At 64.3% G+C, this 15,690-nt stretch carries 15 protein-coding genes; 9 read left to right on the top strand and 6 right to left on the bottom strand.

The genetic code is table 11. From position 1 onward, the window contains the following. Positions 1 to 21: 21 nt before the first annotated feature. Positions 22 to 1,347: a ribonuclease J gene (locus CKO23_RS11915; protein WP_200331354.1), complete on the bottom strand. Its 1,326-nt coding sequence runs from the start codon at positions 1,345 to 1,347 to the stop codon at positions 22 to 24. A gap of 351 nt (positions 1,348 to 1,698) precedes the next feature. Here CKO23_RS11915 and CKO23_RS11910 point away from each other — a divergent pair, with 351 nt between their 5' ends. Then, complete coding sequence (locus CKO23_RS11910; protein ID WP_200331352.1) at positions 1,699 to 2,751, top strand: phospholipase A; 1,053 nt, start codon at positions 1,699 to 1,701, stop codon at positions 2,749 to 2,751. A gap of 163 nt (positions 2,752 to 2,914) precedes the next feature. Here CKO23_RS11910 and CKO23_RS11905 read toward each other — a convergent pair whose 3' ends face one another. The 3 genes from CKO23_RS11905 to CKO23_RS11895 all read right to left on the bottom strand — a co-directional run bounded on the left by CKO23_RS11905 (position 2,915) and on the right by CKO23_RS11895 (position 6,090). Beyond that, positions 2,915 to 3,196 carry a hypothetical protein gene (locus tag CKO23_RS11905; RefSeq protein ID WP_200331350.1) on the bottom strand — a complete coding sequence of 94 codons (282 nt, stop codon included), beginning with the start codon at positions 3,194 to 3,196 and terminating at the stop codon, positions 2,915 to 2,917. A 278-nt stretch (positions 3,197 to 3,474) separates the two neighbouring features. Beyond that, positions 3,475 to 4,638 carry a DUF1501 domain-containing protein gene (locus tag CKO23_RS11900; RefSeq protein WP_200331349.1) on the bottom strand — a complete coding sequence of 388 codons (1,164 nt, stop codon included), beginning with the start codon at positions 4,636 to 4,638 and terminating at the stop codon, positions 3,475 to 3,477. A gap of 18 nt (positions 4,639 to 4,656) precedes the next feature. After that, positions 4,657 to 6,090 carry a DUF1800 domain-containing protein gene (locus CKO23_RS11895; RefSeq protein WP_200331347.1) on the bottom strand — a complete coding sequence of 478 codons (1,434 nt, stop codon included), beginning with the start codon at positions 6,088 to 6,090 and terminating at the stop codon, positions 4,657 to 4,659. 365 nt (positions 6,091 to 6,455) lie between these two features. On the opposite strand from CKO23_RS11895, the gene CKO23_RS11890 reads away from it, so the two are divergent. Together CKO23_RS11890 and CKO23_RS11885 are read left to right on the top strand one after the other, a co-directional pair. Then, positions 6,456 to 6,794, top strand: coding sequence for a hypothetical protein (locus tag CKO23_RS11890; RefSeq protein ID WP_207168528.1), 339 nt, complete (start codon positions 6,456 to 6,458; stop codon positions 6,792 to 6,794). Between the two features lie 171 nt (positions 6,795 to 6,965). Further along, positions 6,966 to 7,673: a DUF447 domain-containing protein gene (locus CKO23_RS11885; protein WP_242482390.1), complete on the top strand. Its 708-nt coding sequence runs from the start codon at positions 6,966 to 6,968 to the stop codon at positions 7,671 to 7,673. Between the two features lie 67 nt (positions 7,674 to 7,740). On the opposite strand, the gene CKO23_RS11880 is transcribed toward CKO23_RS11885, so the two are convergent. Continuing rightward, a complete protein-coding gene (locus CKO23_RS11880) occupies positions 7,741 to 10,050 on the bottom strand; it encodes a hypothetical protein (RefSeq protein WP_200331345.1) in 2,310 nt (769 codons plus the stop codon). Between the two features lie 573 nt (positions 10,051 to 10,623). Between CKO23_RS11880 and CKO23_RS11875 the strand changes: the two genes are divergently transcribed. The 3 genes from CKO23_RS11875 to CKO23_RS11865 are packed head-to-tail and all read left to right on the top strand — an operon-like array spanning position 10,624 to position 13,082. Continuing rightward, a complete protein-coding gene (locus CKO23_RS11875) occupies positions 10,624 to 11,454 on the top strand; it encodes a HAMP domain-containing protein (RefSeq protein WP_200331343.1) in 831 nt (276 codons plus the stop codon). A gap of 13 nt (positions 11,455 to 11,467) precedes the next feature. Continuing rightward, on the top strand, positions 11,468 to 12,304 hold the full coding sequence (locus CKO23_RS11870; RefSeq protein WP_200331341.1) for a phosphate/phosphite/phosphonate ABC transporter substrate-binding protein: 837 nt from the start codon (positions 11,468 to 11,470) through the stop codon (positions 12,302 to 12,304). 43 nt (positions 12,305 to 12,347) lie between these two features. Continuing rightward, positions 12,348 to 13,082, top strand: a complete 735-nt coding sequence (locus CKO23_RS11865) for a DUF4388 domain-containing protein (protein ID WP_200331339.1) — start codon at positions 12,348 to 12,350, stop codon at positions 13,080 to 13,082. 243 nt (positions 13,083 to 13,325) lie between these two features. Here the strand turns inward: CKO23_RS11865 and CKO23_RS11860 are convergent, their stop codons facing one another. Further along, positions 13,326 to 13,475 (bottom strand): hypothetical protein, encoded by a 150-nt coding sequence (locus CKO23_RS11860; protein ID WP_200331337.1) that lies wholly within the window; start codon positions 13,473 to 13,475, stop codon positions 13,326 to 13,328. A 304-nt stretch (positions 13,476 to 13,779) separates the two neighbouring features. Between CKO23_RS11860 and CKO23_RS11855 the strand changes: the two genes are divergently transcribed. The 3 genes from CKO23_RS11855 (at position 13,780) to CKO23_RS11845 (ending at position 15,633) form a co-directional block, all read left to right on the top strand. After that, positions 13,780 to 14,586, top strand: a complete 807-nt coding sequence (locus CKO23_RS11855; protein ID WP_200331335.1) for a response regulator — start codon at positions 13,780 to 13,782, stop codon at positions 14,584 to 14,586. 114 nt (positions 14,587 to 14,700) lie between these two features. Further along, positions 14,701 to 15,057: a response regulator gene (locus tag CKO23_RS11850; RefSeq protein ID WP_200331333.1), complete on the top strand. Its 357-nt coding sequence runs from the start codon at positions 14,701 to 14,703 to the stop codon at positions 15,055 to 15,057. 27 nt (positions 15,058 to 15,084) lie between these two features. Then, the gene (locus tag CKO23_RS11845) at positions 15,085 to 15,633 is read left to right on the top strand and encodes a chemotaxis protein CheW (RefSeq protein WP_200331331.1); all 549 of its coding nucleotides are present in this window, start codon (positions 15,085 to 15,087) and stop codon (positions 15,631 to 15,633) included. Positions 15,634 to 15,690: the final 57 nt, after the last annotated feature.

The raw sequence follows: 15,690 nt of genomic DNA, 5'->3' as shown, positions 1-15,690 counted from the left end.
CGGACTGCCCCTGAGCCAAACTCAATGCACCTTGGTCCGCATCTGCCCGAGCAGGTCACTTGGCACGGAGAGCAGTCGGCCGTCGTCACAGACCGTCAAGCGCCCGCTGTCGACGCTGCCGAGCAGGCGCGCGCCCTGCGGCGTCAGTCGACAGAGGTCGCCGTTGCGCATCAGTCGAACCTGGAGAACGTGGCAGGCCTCCGCGACGGCCGCATTGGCCGCAAGATGCCTGGGCGTGCCATGGACCGGAATCAGCAAGGGCGGTTGAATCCAGCCATAGAGCCGTGCGAGATCCCCCTGCGCCGGGTGGCCGGAGACATGGATCTCAGCGTCCGTGTCCGTCGTCACCTCCACACCCAGCGCCCGCAAGCGCGTCTGTAGCGCTTCGACGGGGCGCTCGTTGCCCGGAATCAGCTTGGAGGAGAAGATGACGCTGTCGCCCGGATCCAGCAGCAGATCGCGATGGCGGTCCGCCGCCATGCGCACCAAGGCCGATCCCGGCTCGCCCTGACTGCCCGTGCAAGCCGCGAAGACCTCCTCACGCGGCAGAAAGCCCAGATGGCGGGCGTCCACCAGAGCGGGCAGATCCTCCGGCCAGTAGCCGGCGCCGCGCGCCACCGCGACCATGCGCTCCATCGCCTGACCGATGACGCCGAAGCGCCGCCCGAGCGACTCGGCCACCCGCGCCAGGGTCACCAGACGTGCGACATTGCTCGCGAAGCTGGTGACCACCACCCGCCCGGCCGCCTGCTCCGCCACCTCGCGCAGTGGCTCGAAGAGGGCGCTCTCCGACCCCGTCACCCCGGGAACCACGGCATTGGTCGAGTCACCGACCAGCGCCAGCAGGGGCTCGCGGCGCAGGGCGTGGAGTCGGGCCAGGTCATAGCGGCGACCAACCACAGGCCGGTCGTCCAGCTTCCAGTCCCCCGTGTGCAGTACAGCTCCGCTGGCGGTGCTGAGCAGGATGGCGCTGGGCTCCGGAATGGAGTGCGTCATACCGATGTACTCGACACCGAAGGGGCCAACCGAAAAGCGCTCGCCGCAGCTCACATCCACCACGGGCGCATCCGCCGCGCCCGCCTGCGCGAGCCGGTAGCGCACCAGTGCCGCCGTGAACGGCGTCGCGTAGACGGGGCAGCGCAACCGCCGCCAGAGGTAGGGCAAGGCGCCGATGTGGTCTTCGTGCCCGTGCGTCAGCAGGATGCCGGCGAGACGCTCGCGCCGTGCCGTGATGAAGTGCGGATCCGCCATCATGACCCGATACCCGGGGAAGTCGTCGCCACCGAAGGTGATGCCGGCATCGACCATGATCCAGGCACCGTCGTGCCCGTAGAGGGCCAGATTCATCCCAATCTCTCCAACACCGCCGAGTGGGAGAAAGAGGACTTCATCGGCTTTGGGAATGAGGTCGGAGGGGTCGTCGACAGCCATCTGCTGAGAATAAGGCGATTGCCGGAAAAGACTGCACCCGATGGCGCCAGACGTTGGCCTGCCTTCAAGGAGCACTCACCGGCGCGTCGCCGGACTATCTGAGGGTGAGTGTGACACGGAAGGCAGGCGAAAAGACCAGTCGATGGGCATGGTCTTGACAGAAATCGCCGAGTCCCGCAGCAAGGCTCCGTACCCGTCAGGCTTGATCTCGACTCTGATTTTGAAGAGAGTCAGGAGATTGTCATCCTTCGCTTCGACTGAGATTCCATGATACATCCGCCCAACACTCGAATCGCGCTCGCCGCACCTCTGCTCTGTTTGCCGCTCACCAGCCTCGCCACCGAATCCGATCTTTCAGCGAGCCTCGCGCGCTGCGCCCAGGTGGAGGATTCGACCCAGCGCTTGAGCTGCTTCGATGCCCTGAGCGCCGCCAAGACCTCATCGAGTGCCGCGCTGACCTTGGCTCCCGCTCCAGCCAATACGTCCGCGAGCGCCGCCCCACCCACAGCGCCCATGACGGCTGAAGCCGCACCAAGGGCGCAGAGCGCGGGAATGCAACTGGACGAAGGGGACAAACGGCAAGCCCTCGGGGTGCGTCTCTATCGACCCAACTACCTCTTGCCCGTCACCTACAACGACAACCCCAATCGGAACCTGCCCGCGGAAGAGACCATCGACATCCCCTTCCTGGGCGACGCCCTCGACAAGGTCGAGATGAAGTTCCAGATCAGCTTCGAGGTGCCTGTCTGGACAGATATCCTCGATCAGCCGCTGGATCTGTATTTCGCCTACACACAGCTGGCCTTCTTCCAGGCCTACAACCGCGAATACTCCTCACCCTTTCGCGAAACCAACTACGAGCCCGAGGTCGGTTTCAACTGGCAACCGGATGTCTCCGCCTTCGGCTGGCAGCTGCGCTCCGCGAGGGCCATGCTCAACCATCAATCGAATGGCCGCTCCGAGCCGCTCTCACGCAGTTGGAACCGCCTGATCGGGCAGCTCGAGGCCAATCGCGGCGATCTGACCCTCGGACTGCGCCTCTGGTCCCCGCTCGAAACGAGCCCGTCGGACAACCCCGATATCTATGACTATCTGGGCTACGGCGAACTGCACGCGGCCTACGATCTGAAAAAACATCACTTCGGGGTCATGTTCCGTAATCCCGCCCACCCCACCGTCCAGTTGGACTGGACTTACCCGTTGGGCGACACAATCCGCTTCTACGTGCAGTACTTCAACGGCTATGGCGAGAGTTTGCTGGACTACAACCACTCAGTGAACCGCATCGGGGTCGGCTTTTTGGTCAACGAGTGGCCTTGAGTCGAGCGGCGAGCGCCACCTCGGGAAGATCCGCCCATGGCGCTTGCCGCTTCCGTGACGCGCTGACGAACGCCACCTGGCTCCGACGGAGGCTCGTACCCACGGGCGCCGGTCCAGCCCACCTGCGCGGCGAGCGGCCGTGCCCGAGCGACCCCGCGCCGAGCTATCTCCAATGACGCCCGCGGGCGAGTAAGCTGCCGTTCAAACCTGCGTGGGTCAGGGCTGAGCCAGTGAATCCGGTGAACAAGCTGCGAATCCTGGCCTCGAGGCGCGACGCCCCATGCAAGACGTCGAGCCGGTTGCTCGCGAGCGGCTCGATCCAGCCATCCAAGTCCGCCTCCAGGAGACGGCGGGCCACGGTCCCATCATGGATCAGGGCGCGAGCAACCTCGGCGACCCAGGGGCGGAGGTGACGATCGGTCTGCGCATACAGTGCTCTTTTCATGATTGCTTCTCGGTCGCTGCCAGTTTGTAGGGGTCGACTGATCCTGGAATCGACTGACTCCGTGCTGAAACTCAATCGACGAAGTGCGCATGCCACGCAGTGCGCATGCCACGCAGTGCGCGTGCAAGTATCACTGACCATTCAGACGAAAAAGAATTCCTCGCGTGGCCCTCGCAACAGGGCTGCCCATCGCGTTTGGATGAAGGCTTGGTATCGCCCTCACGCGACGCGCCCCATGATCTCCACGCGCCCGGTGAGGCGCGCGCCGCGAGTGTCGATCACGCAATGAGCGCCAGTGTATCGAACCGTCCGCCCAAGACGGCTTGGCTGTCCATCCCCCACCAGCCCTCCAGCGCGCTGGCGTAGAGACTGCGGAAGTCCAGCGTCGCTTTCAGATTCCCGTTCCCGTCGAGATCCGCGAGATCCACCGGATGGCCGTAGAGTCCGCCCTTGACGCGCCCGCCGAGCACGAAGTGCGGGTTTGCCGTGCCGTGATCCGTCCCGGCGTTGGCGTTCTCCCGCGCCCGGCGTCCGAACTCGGAGTAGGTGAGCACCAGGGTATCGTCCCAGGCGTTCAGCTCCTTCAGGGCCGCGCGCAGGCTCGCTAGACCCGCGCCCAAGGTTTGCAGCAGGCGCGCATGCTTCGGCGCCTGACCGATGTGGGTGTCGAAACCCGTCAGCGTGAGGTGAACCACGGCGAGCCCCAGGGACGCGCGATTGGCGATCAGCTCGGAAGCGGTATGGATCGAGCGGCCGAAGGCCCCATCGGGAAAGGTCGTCTGGAACTGGCGTCCGCCCTTGAGCTGCTCGGCGGTGGCGCGGATGTCGTCCTCGAGGTGGACCATGTGGCGCAGTGACGCCTGATCCGGGGCGGCGGACGGGCTGGCGCCCATGCGCTTCGCCTGCCGCTGAAACTGCCTCAGATCGCTGATGGTCACGACGCGCGCATCCGCCCCCTGCAGGCACTGGGTCGCCTCGGTGCCCACCACGGCGCCATCGATGATGCCTCGTGCCGGTCCGGGCTCGGGGGCAAGGGCGCGCGCGAGCCAGCCGGTCGTCAGCGTCTCATCGCTGCGTGAGGCGGTCTCCCAGATATCCATGGATCGGAAGTGCGAGAGATTCGGCGCGGGATAGCCCACACCGCGCAGGATCGCGAGTTCGCGCTCGTCCCAGATGTCGAGCAAGGGTTCGAGACTTGGATGCAACCCCTCGCCCTCCGTCAGCTTGATCACCTGATCCCGCGCAACGGCCAGCTTGGGGCGGAGGTCGTAGTAGGCCGGGTCCGCGAAGGGAATCAGGGTATTGAGCCCGTCATTGCCGCCCTTGAGCGCCACCAGAACCAGCAGCCTGGACCCAGCCGAGGACTCAGCCTGGACCCGGGTAACGGCCGTGAGACCCAGGGGCGCGGCGGCCAAGCCGAGAAGAAAGGTGCGACGTTTCATCAGGTATGCTCCTCGGGCCTACTTCAGTTGATAGACCGGATCCAACAAGAGATCACGCACATAGCCAAGCGACGGCTGCGCCTCGTCAGGCAGCCTCAAGGGCGCCAAGGGCAAGAGCAGCTGCCGCGCACGCGCGTGCCAGTCAGCTCCGCCGCCCAAGGCTTCGACCCAGGTCTTCACCGCGAAATCCCCAGGCTTGCCAGGCTTGGCCGGTTTGTCCGCACCCTTGGGATCCGCCGCCGCGCTTGCCGGTCTCGGCCGTTGCGCACGCGACCAATTCCGCAGCACCTGTTGGCGCAAGAGCAGCGTGCGACCGTCGAGCCAGCTCTCCCCGCCTGGCCAGCCCTTCACGTTCGGGGGCTCGAAGAGATTCTGCCCCAGTTGTGATGACAGCCTGACCAGACGTGCGTCCTCGACCACTGGGAGCCCGAGCTGACGGCGCGTCCCGATCAGGAATTCCACGGGGGATTTCACGATGACGCCGCGATTCGATGCGGCCCAGAAGGCATCGGAGCCGAGCAGCGCGTGCACGAGCGTCTTGATGTCGTAGTGATGCTCGCGGAACAGCGCGCCGATGCGCTTGACCTCCGCCTCGTCGCACAGCGGCGATACCAGTTCTTGCCAGAGCTTACAGGTGATGTGCGCGGCCGTTTCCGGGCGCGCGAGCAGCAGATCCAACACCTGATCCCCGTCGAATCGACCGCGCCGGCCGAGCAATCGCTTGACCCCGCGGTCGTGCAGGCCGGGACGAAACACCAAGCTGCCGCGATTGCGATCGACCGTCCAACCGGTGAAGGCGCGGGCGGCGGCTTTGACATCCGCCTCCGTGTAGTGGCCTTCGCCCAGGGTGAACAGCTCCATGACCTCGCGGGCGAAGTTCTCGTTCGGTCGGCCCTTGCGATTCGCGCGACCATCGAGATAGATGAGCATCGCCGGATCCTTGGCGATGTCGTGGAGCAGGGCATCGAAGCGTCCCAGGGCATGGGCGCGCAGGAGCAGGTTCTGCCGATACATGAGCACCGGCGACTGGACCTTGCTCAGGGCCGATGTGAAATGGCCATGCCAGAAGAGCGTCATACGCTCGGTCAGCGGCGATGGCGTCGCGCGCATCTCAGCGAACCACCACCGCTTGAGCGCCAGCTGCTGCTGACGTCTCGTCTTGCGAACCCGCTGCCGCTCCTCCTCGGTCAATGCCTTCATCTTGACCGGAGGCTCGAAGGTGGCGACCCAGGACGGTGGAGGCACGCTGGCCTGGACCCTGGTATCCGCAAGGATCCGCTCGATGGCATCCGCCCGCGACAGGCTCGCGTAGGCCTGGATCTCCGCCCAAGTCGGGCCGAATCCGGTTCTCGACAGCAGGTGTCGGGCATCCCCAACCCCCATCCCGGCCGCGAACACGCCTCCGCCCTGGGCGAGAGCGATGACGACCAGAAACAGACGCAGAATCTTCATAGACGTACCGCCGGGGGACAAAGACGCCAAACCCTTGGCCAGATGCGCGCAGAGCCGATGACGCAATCGGCCGATGCCCTCAGCCGCGGCGATCACCGGGGCTGCAACCCTAAAAGCTAGCACGAAAGGGTGACGTCTTCAGTTCGCCCAGTCGGCGGCAAGGGCCAGGAGCCGACAGCCCCTGCAACAGGGCACCGGGATGCTTGAGCGAGGATCGCAATGCTAGGCTCATGCGCAACCCTGTTTGCGCGTACCATGCGGAATGGCACCGGCGAAGCAAGCGTCGATGCACAGACGCCCAACCGGACTCGACTCGAACAGAGCACAGACTCACATCAGCAAAGCGTCACAGACGAGGTGGCCCCTTGAGAAAACGAACAGCGGACATCCCATGGCCGGGCACAAGGTTCCTCAGAAGCGCCCCCATCCTCGTCGCCTTGGTCTTTCCAATGGACCCAGCCCAGTCGCAGCTGGCTGACGCGGGGTTCAGGATCGTGATCAGCAAGGCGGGCGAGGACTGCGAGGCGATCGAGAAGACGCAGGCGATCGGAACCGTCTCCAGCGGCGATACCTTGGTGGCCGTTGCCTGCTCCGGCGCCGGACAGTACGTCGTGCGCATCCATAAGGACAATAGCCTGTCCTACATGACCTCTTGCGAGGAGTTCAAATCGCAGACTGGAATCCGCTGCTTCGCGGGCAAATAGTGTAGGAAGCGCCGCTCGACGCCGTGACCATCGAACCCGGGGCGGCGCTGTCACGGCGATCACGGCCTCGATCCCAGCGCCACGCCGGACTCGGTCGTCGTTCCGCCACTAGACCTGCGTGAGCGCCAAGAGCGCGCGCCGCCTGCTGGAGCGGGAGGGCGAACTGCTCAGATGGCCCATGGGATCTCGGACTCGCTGATCACCGATAGCGACGCGCAGGCCGGAAAGTGTCGCATCCCCAGCATCCTCTTCGCCTGCGATACCGCGCCGGAGATGCAGACGAACCTGGACACCAGAGCAGGAAACGCCATGATCCACGAGGTCATCGTCACCACCACCAGCCAATCCGGTGTCACGCACATCGCGCCAATGGGCATTCGCGAGCGGGGCGAGCTGGTCGTCATCTCGCCCGCTCAGCCGTCCACGACCCTGGAGAACCTCTTGCAGACCCGCTGCGCCGCAGTCAATTTTACCGACGACGTGCGCATCTTCGCCGGCTGCCTGACTGGCCGGCACGACTGGCCGCTGTTTGCCGCGAACCGAATTGCCGCGCCACGGCTCGCCGAAGCGCTGGCTCATCGCGAGGTCGAGCTGGTCGATGTCGAGGAGGACGCGACTCGGCCCAAGCTGCTCTGCCGTGTCCTGCACGAAGAGACGCATCGCCCCTTCCATGGCTTCAACCGCGCTCAGGCCGCCGTGCTGGAGCTGGCAATCCTGGTCAGCCGGCTCGAACGGCTGCCCTTGCAGAAGATCGTCGAGGAAATGGCCTACCTCTTGACTGCGGTCGAGAAGACCGCGGGTCCGCGCGAGCAGCGGGCCTGGGAGTGGCTGATGGAGCGCATCACCGCGCACCCGAGCAACGCGGAGCAGGGTCAGTGACCTCTTCATGACGGAGCACCAGCCGGACAGGGTCGCTACCCCGTCCTAATTCCAGGTATCGCGGGCGTCACTCCGCCTTGCCGGGCTCCGTCGCGGCGCCCGCTGACGCGTCCGCGGGTGGCGCCTCGCCGCCTTCCACCTCGGCCGGGGCGGCGGCCTCCGGCTCCAGCGTTTCCGGCGCGGTCTGCGCCGCCGGCAGCTCGACACCCAGCATGGGGCCGAGCTTGGCGAGCCAGGGGTCCAGGTAGCCGCCGCGCCAGCCGTAGACGAGCCCCGCGACCAGCGCGATGAGGACGATCAGCGTCTTCCAGGGCCGCTTCTTCTCGGCGAAGGGATCGCGCAGCGAGCGCACCGCCCCCTTGGGCAGCTCGGCCATGCTGGTGAGCGTCGCGCCGAAGGGGATGTTGATCCTGGCGCGGGTGTTCACCGCCCAGCCGTTGGCGTCCAGCAAGGGCCCGAGGTTGCGCTGGCGCAGCTTCATGAAGGCGATGAGCATGGATGGACCCGAGATCGCCAGGACGATGCCGAGGATCGCGAGCGGCATCTGCCACCAGACCAGCCCGAGGAAGCCGGTCAGCACGGCCGCGAGCGCCGTGCCGATGGCGCCGACCGCCAGGCCGATGGCGGCGAAGATACCGGCGAACTTGGCGATATCGAAGGAGCTGGCCGCCTGCGCGCCGGCCTCCGCACTGGCCGAGGCATCGGCGACGCCCGCGGCCGCCGTGTCGTCGACCGACTTGTCGCGCGCGGCGGCAAACTTCTCGATCTGCTGCGAGATCATGCGGCCGATGCGCTTGTAGGGCAGCCAGAAGGCCTCTCGGACGCTGATGGGGTGCTCGATGATCTTGACGATGGTGGCATCCCAATCCGCACCGTCGCGGTCGTAGAAGACGCCGTTGCGGCCGACCATGAGGTTGTCCGAATCACCGTCCGTCACGGCGGCTGCAATGGTCATGGTCTCTTCACCGCCGCGCCGCCGGCAGGTGCAGTAGGCCAGATAGATCTGACTCAGGGTCGCCAGCAGGCTGTGCGCCGCGACGTCGTCGACGCGCACGCAGAGGTCGCAGCTGCGCCCGTCCAGGTAGAGGGTGCCGGCCTGGAAAATGGCCTTCTTGCCGGGCGTATAGAAGTCGCGCAGCGAGACGAAGTTCTGCAGCAGCGGCTCCAGGTGCTGGTAGTAGTGCACCAGCCGGTCGACGGAGGCGATGGCGTTGGCCGCGGCCTCGTGCTCCTTGTCCTGGGCGATCAGCGCATCGACGGCCGCCTTGGCCTTGCCGGTCGTCAGCTCCTTGACCCGCGCCAGCCCGAGCGGCGCCACCAGGCAGCCGCGTTGCGCGCCGCGCCAGGTCTCGTGGGCGGCGAAGCGCTCACTGATGTCGAGCCATTCGGCCTCGCTCAGCGCCTCCACGTCACCCAAGAGCGGGGCCACGACCTGCGCGCGAAACGTCGCCATGGCGTCGGTCCAGCGCGGGTTGAGTCCCTGCGCGAGCGGCAGCGGCCGCTCCGCCTCGACCCGGGCGAGCGGGAAGTCGACCAGAGCCTCGGTCGCGCGCGAGAGTGGCTTGAGTGCCAGGGCCGTGTAGTCGGCCTCGGCCGGATTGAGGAAATCCGTCGCCCGGATGTCGTAGTCGGCCAGACGGGTGCGGGTGAAGTAGTCGTCGATCTTGGCCCGGACGCGCTCGAAGGTCTCGGCGGCGGCCGTCGTCGCCTCGCCGAGCGGCAGGATGCGCTCGGGATCGGCCTCCGCCTCCGCCCACCACTCGAGATAGGCCGCGGCCTCCTCGAAGAACTGGTCGCTCAGCTCCTGGTTGATGCCGTCCGCCCCGCTGCGATCGGGCACCGAGCCGACGCAGGCCATGATGTCCTCGATCGCTTGCACGATCTTGGGCTCCTTCGAGGCGGCCGGAGGGACGACTCCGTCGCCGTTGTAACGGGTGCCGGCGAAGATCTGCGTGTTGTCGGCGGTGTCAGCCGCCGTGATGACCTTCTCTTTTCCCTTGCCGAGGTTCTCCAGGATGCGCCAGGCCGAGGCGAGCACCTGCTTGCCCTCTTCCGTGCTGTCGTCGATGGCGGTGAGCGGAAGTCCTTCGGAGTGCCTGAAGAGGTCGTTCGGATCTTTCAGCAGCGTGCAGGTCCAGGTTGCCGCGTCCAGCACTTCCGTGACGCGAATCCGACCGTCTCCGTTCGCATCCAAGAGCGCCAGGGTGTGCGCGTCCAGGGCGACGCCCCGCGCCGGGCAGCTGAGTGCCGCCCAGAGCTTCTGCTCCAGGTCGGGCAGGTGCCGGATGTCCTCACCCGACTCGATCATTACCTGATCGAATCCGCCGAGGCGATTGAATCGCCAGCGATGCGATGCTTTCTGGGAATCGACTGCCATCTCGTGGTTCTCCGCTTGAGGCACATCTCCCGTCATCAGGGACGGACGGGGCACATTTCGTGCGGCAACTATCTGCGAAAGCCCCTCGCAAAGGAAGAACCTGAGCCACAACCGCATGAATGGAAGCGAAAAACCCGTCTTAAGTACGAGCCGATGACGCTGCCATCGGAGAGACCGGTCGATCGATCTCGCCGCAGTCGAGCGCGGCGGCGGCCGATCGGCCGCCAGCCATCGTCCAGCGATCCGCTCAACCAAGACCGCTCAACCAAGACCGCTCGCCGAAACTCGCAACCCCACCAAAGCCCGGCATTCTGCGATCTCCGTCAAAGTCTGGGCGATCGAATCCCCGTAACATGCGACACTCGACGCCAAGCCCGTCGCATGCCAAGGAGCGGTTCAGCCCACAGCCCTGCTACTCGGCACAGGAAACCCCGGCCAAAATCTGGATATCATCGAGATCGTCGAGGATGATCCGGCCTGCTGCGGCCGCGACTCATCCCCAGCGTTCACGCTCCCCCAGTGTCGCCGGAACCCTCAAAAGCCAGATTTCACTCTCGCAAGGAGCTACGCCTGATGACTGACCGCGGCGCACCCTCTCGCAAAGACCCCAAACAGACGAAGGCACCCGGCCTCACCATCGCGCAGAAGCTCATCATTGCCTTCCTGGGCTTCATCCTGGTTCAAGGGGCGCTGCTGGTCGTGGTGTACCGTCACTATGTCCCGCCGCTCGTCATCCAGCAGGTCGAGCTGCGCGTGGAGTCCTTGGCGCGCGCATTCGCCTCCTCCAGCTTCAAACCGATCCTGGAGCGTGACTATCTCCTGGTGAACAAGCTCGCGGAAGAAACAGCCAAGCTGCCGGACGTCGCCTATGCCGCCGCCGTGAACGACCGGGGTATCGCCGTCGCTGGAATCTTCGGCGACATGAGCGGATTCGACCCCAACTTCACCGCGCTGGTCGAGCAACGCGGCTTCCCGCCGGACATCATCACGGAAACCCAGCTCGCACAGGGCCAAGAGGGCGCAAAGAAGCTTCTGACCGCCGGTGGCCAGGAAATCATGGATTATGCGCTACGGCTGCCACAGACTGACGCCGTCGTCCATGTCGGCCTCCTGACCAAAGAAGTCCACGCCGCGGAGCAGGCCACCCTTCTCCCGTTGCTCATCCTGCTCGCGATCATGGCGGTCGCCGGAATCCTGACCCTGATCCTGGTCGCGCGCACGGTCTCCCGACCCATCCGCCTGCTCAGCGAGCAGGCCGAGAAGGTATCCATGGGCCAGCTGTTCGAAGAGATCGACATCAAGGCCGGCGGCGAGATCTGGCAGCTGGCGGAGTCCTTCAAACGCATGCAGGCATCGGTCCGCTATGCGGTCTCTCAGATGCGTCGCGGCCAGCCGAAGAAATGAGCGGGTACTCAGCATGAAGTCACCAAGCTTGCGTCATCTCACCCTGCTCGCGACCTTGGTGCTGAGCGCACCAGTCGCCTTCGCGGACTACAGCATCTCCATCACGCCCAGGTTCTCGCCAGACGAACTCCTGAGGCAGATCACACCCTTGGCGGAACGACTCACCGAGGTGCTCGGGGAAAAGGTCAAGGTGGTGCTGACATCGGACTTCAAGGCGATGGAACAGGACATGAAGGCGGGTCGGATCGACATCGCCTACGTCAATCCCATCATCTATCCGCTGGCGTCCGACGCCCACGAAGCCCTGGCAATCGTCTCGAAGGGCGAGGGGGGCGACAAGCTGCGTGGGCTCGTCATCACGCGCGCGGACAGCGAGATCGTGTCGCCCGAGGATCTCAAGGGCAAGTCCGCAACGATCGTGAGCCTGCAATCGGTTGGCGGCTATCTCTCGCAGAAGGTGGCCCTGGAAAAGAAGGGCCTTCATCCGGAAACGGAGATGCGCCTGCAGGAGGCCAAGGACAATAAGCAGGAGAACGTGGCGCTGGCCGTCTATCTGGGGGAGACGGACGTCGGCTTCATCAGGGAAGACGCGCTGCACATCGCGGACAAGTATGTGCCGCCCAGCCAGATCCGGGTCATCCTGCGTGGCGAGTGGATGCCGAGCTGGGCGATCTCGGTGAAGCGCTCGCTGCCCCAGGACATCAAGGACAAGATTCGTCAAGCCGTGCTCGACCTCAAGCCGGGCGACCCGGTGCTGCAGGTCATCAAGGCGAACGGCTTCGTCCCTGGCTCGGACGCCGATTACGACGTCTACCGCAAGGCGCTCGGCTTGGCCATCCCGAAACGCTGAGTCGGCTAGACTGTCGGCTCCAGCGTCGGTCCGGGAGAAGAGCATGGCCATCAACACAGAGAACACGAAGCTGAGCTTCAGCGAGCTCACGCAAACCTTGCGAGAGCTCGTGCAGGCACAGAAGACGGGGACGGTCTACCTGCTGACGGACGCCAAGCGTTATGCCCGTATCGGCCTGAAACAGGGACGTATCGCCCAACTCGTCTTTGGGAAATACCGCGGCGAGGATGCCCTGGAGCACATCGGGCAGATCCAATCCGCGATCTACTCCTTCGCCGAAGACGTCGTCAGCGGCACCAGCGAACTCCCTCTCCCGCCCACATCGGCCTTGATCGAGTGGCTGCAAGACGCAGCCTACTCCAGTGAGGCCCAAGATCCAGTCCGCGGAAGCCCACTGCCGCGCCGCGCAGCCTCTGGGGTCGAACCGCCGCATGCCGCCTCGGACGAGAGGGTCACAGCGCTTCCGAAGGCACTCAAGGGCCTGCTCGGCACGCAAGAAACCGCATCACTGCCGCCCGAACTGGAGGCCGAAACGGGTTCCAGCGGTCCATCGCTGAGCCTGTTTGGCCATGCCCTTCACGAGATCGTGAACCGCGAGCTGGCCCTCTACCTGGGTCCGATCGCGCCCATGGTGACCGCGGACTACAGAACGGACCTGCTGACCGTCGCAACGTTCGATACCTTGGACCAGATCCTGACCGAAATCGCGCGGGAGATCGGCGACCCGACTCTAGCCGAGCAATTCCACCGCGGCGTGCTGGCGTTGGCAACCGAGTAAGGCGGATCCTCCCGACCGCCCGACGTTCATGATCAAGAGGGGCGCGCATCCTGAGCCCGCAAGAAACCGCGGCGCTGCGCCAGCGCTTTCGCGTCCTGAGTCGAAAACAGATGCACGGGCACCCAGATCCGCATCGCGAGATCCGACAGCAGCGGATACAGGACGCTAGCCCGATAGCGCGTCCGACGTCATGTCCCAGCTCTGCGGCACCGCCTGATCCGCGAGCGGGCCACTGACGCCATCTCATCCAGACGCGAAGCCGGCGCAAGGTAAGGCGGCGGCCTCCTCGAAGAACTGGTCGCTCAGCTCCTGGTTGATGCCGTCCGCCCCACTGCGATCGGGCACCGAGCCGACGCAGGCCATGATGTCCTCGATCGCTACATCCTCGTCCAAGACGCCCGCCGCTCGTCATCCAGCAGATCGAGCCGCGTGCGGAGTCCCTGGCGCGGTATCGCTCGGCGCTGCTCTTTCGGGCGAAAGAGTGGACGCTCTCACACTCCCTGCGTCTTCTGAAGACTATGATTCCCTCCGCGTGCCTTGGAGCCCGTAGCACTCCTCATCCATTCGTGACTGAATCGGTGGCGTCGCTGTTCGCGAACCCGCTAATGGCAGGTGACAACCTCACAGCGATCCATTGTGGCGGAGGGATTGATCATGGCAGCGATGTGACGCCCCGCACTGCGGCAGGACTGATACCTTGGATAGGAATACGATATACACAATTGGCGTCTTCGGATTGCGGAATGCGGAACGCAGGGTACTCCACAACCTGTTTTCACTCCACGGCAACCGGGCCTGGCATTATGAAATCGTCGATGGAATGGACCTCGCCGAGCCAGCCCCCATCAACATGATCGATTACGACGATGCCGATGCAGTCGCGTTGTGGAAGACGTATTCAATTCGATCCGCCGACTCGATCGCAATCGCCGTCACGGCCCGAACCGATCTTGCCGCCGAGATGAGGGATCGCATCGTGCAACGCCCGATGCGCATCCAACATCTATTGCGCGAACTCGACAGGATCGTGCTGACGGAGCTGGGTTTCGTGCCCTCGATCGCCGAGGGCGGCATCGATGAAGTACAACTTCGCGGGATGGCAGTCGCGGAGGCCGAACGATCCAATCGAGCAGCACGATTCAAAGCCTTGATCGTCGATGACAGCCCGACGGTACGCTCTTTGATGACGCTGAGCCTATCTCATCTGAGCATCGCCTGCGACGCCTTCGAGAGCGCAGACGCGGCATCGAAATCCGCAATGGACAGCCCCTACGATATCGCCTTTCTCGACGTCGAGGTGCCGGGTTTATTGGATGGCTACAAACTCTGTAGACGCATCAAAGCCAACCCGGCCACACGGGAAACGCCGGTCATCATGCTCACGGGAAGAACCTCCCCCATTGACAAGGTAAAGGGAAAGATGGCGGGCTCGAACAGCTATTTGACCAAACCGCTTTCGCAGGGAGACCTTGAGCGTGTACTCAAGAAACATCTAGACCTCTAGCATTGCGCAGGGTGATCGGATCAAGAATCCATCTATTTCTTCGTCGCGATTGATGCAGATGGCACTGCCTTGCGGAGCGGCGATCTTCAAACGAATTGGGAGCTTCCTATGTCAATGACTAAGATCCTTGTGGTCGATGACTCACTGACCGACTTGACACGTATTCAACAAATTCTCAGTGATGTCGGACATACCGTGATCACTGCAACGTCTGGCGCCGAGGCGATCGGAAAGGCACAGTCGGAGCGGCCTGACATCATCTTTCTTGACGTCGTCATGGAGGGAACGAACGGTTTTCAGGCGTGCCGGGAGATCAAGAAACAGGCGGACATGAACGCGGTTCCGGTGTTCCTCGTCACCTCTAAGAGCCAGCGTGTCGACCATATGTACGCAAAGCAAGTCGGGGCGTCCGGCCTGATGCCCAAGCCTTATGAAAGCCAACAGATACTCGACTGTTTGAAAGCGCTTTGACACCCCGAGTCAGCGATGGAACGACCTATGAGTACCCAATTCTCTCCGATTCCTGACCCAGTTGCTGCATTGTCCGGTCGTCGTCAGTTCGACGCTGTCCGCACTGCGCCGCAAGCAGTCGCCGACGGAGGGCAAGAAGAAGTCCTCGGGTTTACCGTGGGCCCATTCAATCTCGCCTGTGCGCTCGAATCCGTCGCCGAGGTCGCTGAAGTACCGGTCATTTTTCCGATTCCTCATCTTCCCGACTGCCTGGTTGGCACCGCAACTCTTCACGGCAAGATCCTCCCAGTTGCGGACCTGACGGCGCTGCTGGGGTTCCCGTCGACCGATGGTAAACGCTGGCTGATGGTCGCGGGCCGGTCCGACGAGCCCTTGGGCGTTCTTGTCGACGGGCTGCCGGATACCTTGATGCTCAATCGGAACAGTCGGCTCAGCGAGGGCCAGGCGGCGCTGCATGCGCGCCTGAGTGACCACGTCGTCGCTGCGTATGACGACGATGGCGTTCTGCGGATCGTCGTCGCACTCGAGTCTCTGCTGGAGGCATTCACGGAACAGAGCTTCATTGGCGTGCAGTAGCCCGAACGCTGGACACCAGGAGATCAGTTATCGCGAGAGACCCTTTTCGCGCAATCA

This window comes from Thiocystis violacea (assembly GCF_016583565.1).
Lineage (GTDB): Bacteria > Pseudomonadota > Gammaproteobacteria > Chromatiales > Chromatiaceae > Thiorhodococcus > Thiorhodococcus violaceus_A.
This window is presented reverse-complemented; position numbering and strand designations above follow the sequence as displayed.

What these genes read in the sequence shown, in the direction of transcription:
- CKO23_RS11915 (WP_200331354.1), bottom strand. Translation starts at nt 1,347, where the DNA reads ATGAATCTGGCCCTCTACGGGCACGACGGTGCCTGGATCATGGTCGAT.
- CKO23_RS11910 (WP_200331352.1), top strand. Translation starts at nt 1,699, where the DNA reads ATGATACATCCGCCCAACACTCGAATCGCGCTCGCCGCACCTCTGCTC.
- CKO23_RS11905 (WP_200331350.1), bottom strand. Translation starts at nt 3,196, where the DNA reads ATGAAAAGAGCACTGTATGCGCAGACCGATCGTCACCTCCGCCCCTGG.
- CKO23_RS11900 (WP_200331349.1), bottom strand. Translation starts at nt 4,638, where the DNA reads ATGAAACGTCGCACCTTTCTTCTCGGCTTGGCCGCCGCGCCCCTGGGT.
- CKO23_RS11895 (WP_200331347.1), bottom strand. Translation starts at nt 6,090, where the DNA reads ATGAAGATTCTGCGTCTGTTTCTGGTCGTCATCGCTCTCGCCCAGGGC.
- CKO23_RS11885 (WP_242482390.1), top strand. Translation starts at nt 6,966, where the DNA reads ATGGCCCATGGGATCTCGGACTCGCTGATCACCGATAGCGACGCGCAG.
- CKO23_RS11880 (WP_200331345.1), bottom strand. Translation starts at nt 10,050, where the DNA reads ATGGCAGTCGATTCCCAGAAAGCATCGCATCGCTGGCGATTCAATCGC.
- CKO23_RS11875 (WP_200331343.1), top strand. Translation starts at nt 10,624, where the DNA reads ATGACTGACCGCGGCGCACCCTCTCGCAAAGACCCCAAACAGACGAAG.
- CKO23_RS11870 (WP_200331341.1), top strand. Translation starts at nt 11,468, where the DNA reads ATGAAGTCACCAAGCTTGCGTCATCTCACCCTGCTCGCGACCTTGGTG.
- CKO23_RS11865 (WP_200331339.1), top strand. Translation starts at nt 12,348, where the DNA reads ATGGCCATCAACACAGAGAACACGAAGCTGAGCTTCAGCGAGCTCACG.
- CKO23_RS11850 (WP_200331333.1), top strand. Translation starts at nt 14,701, where the DNA reads ATGACTAAGATCCTTGTGGTCGATGACTCACTGACCGACTTGACACGT.
- CKO23_RS11845 (WP_200331331.1), top strand. Translation starts at nt 15,085, where the DNA reads ATGAGTACCCAATTCTCTCCGATTCCTGACCCAGTTGCTGCATTGTCC.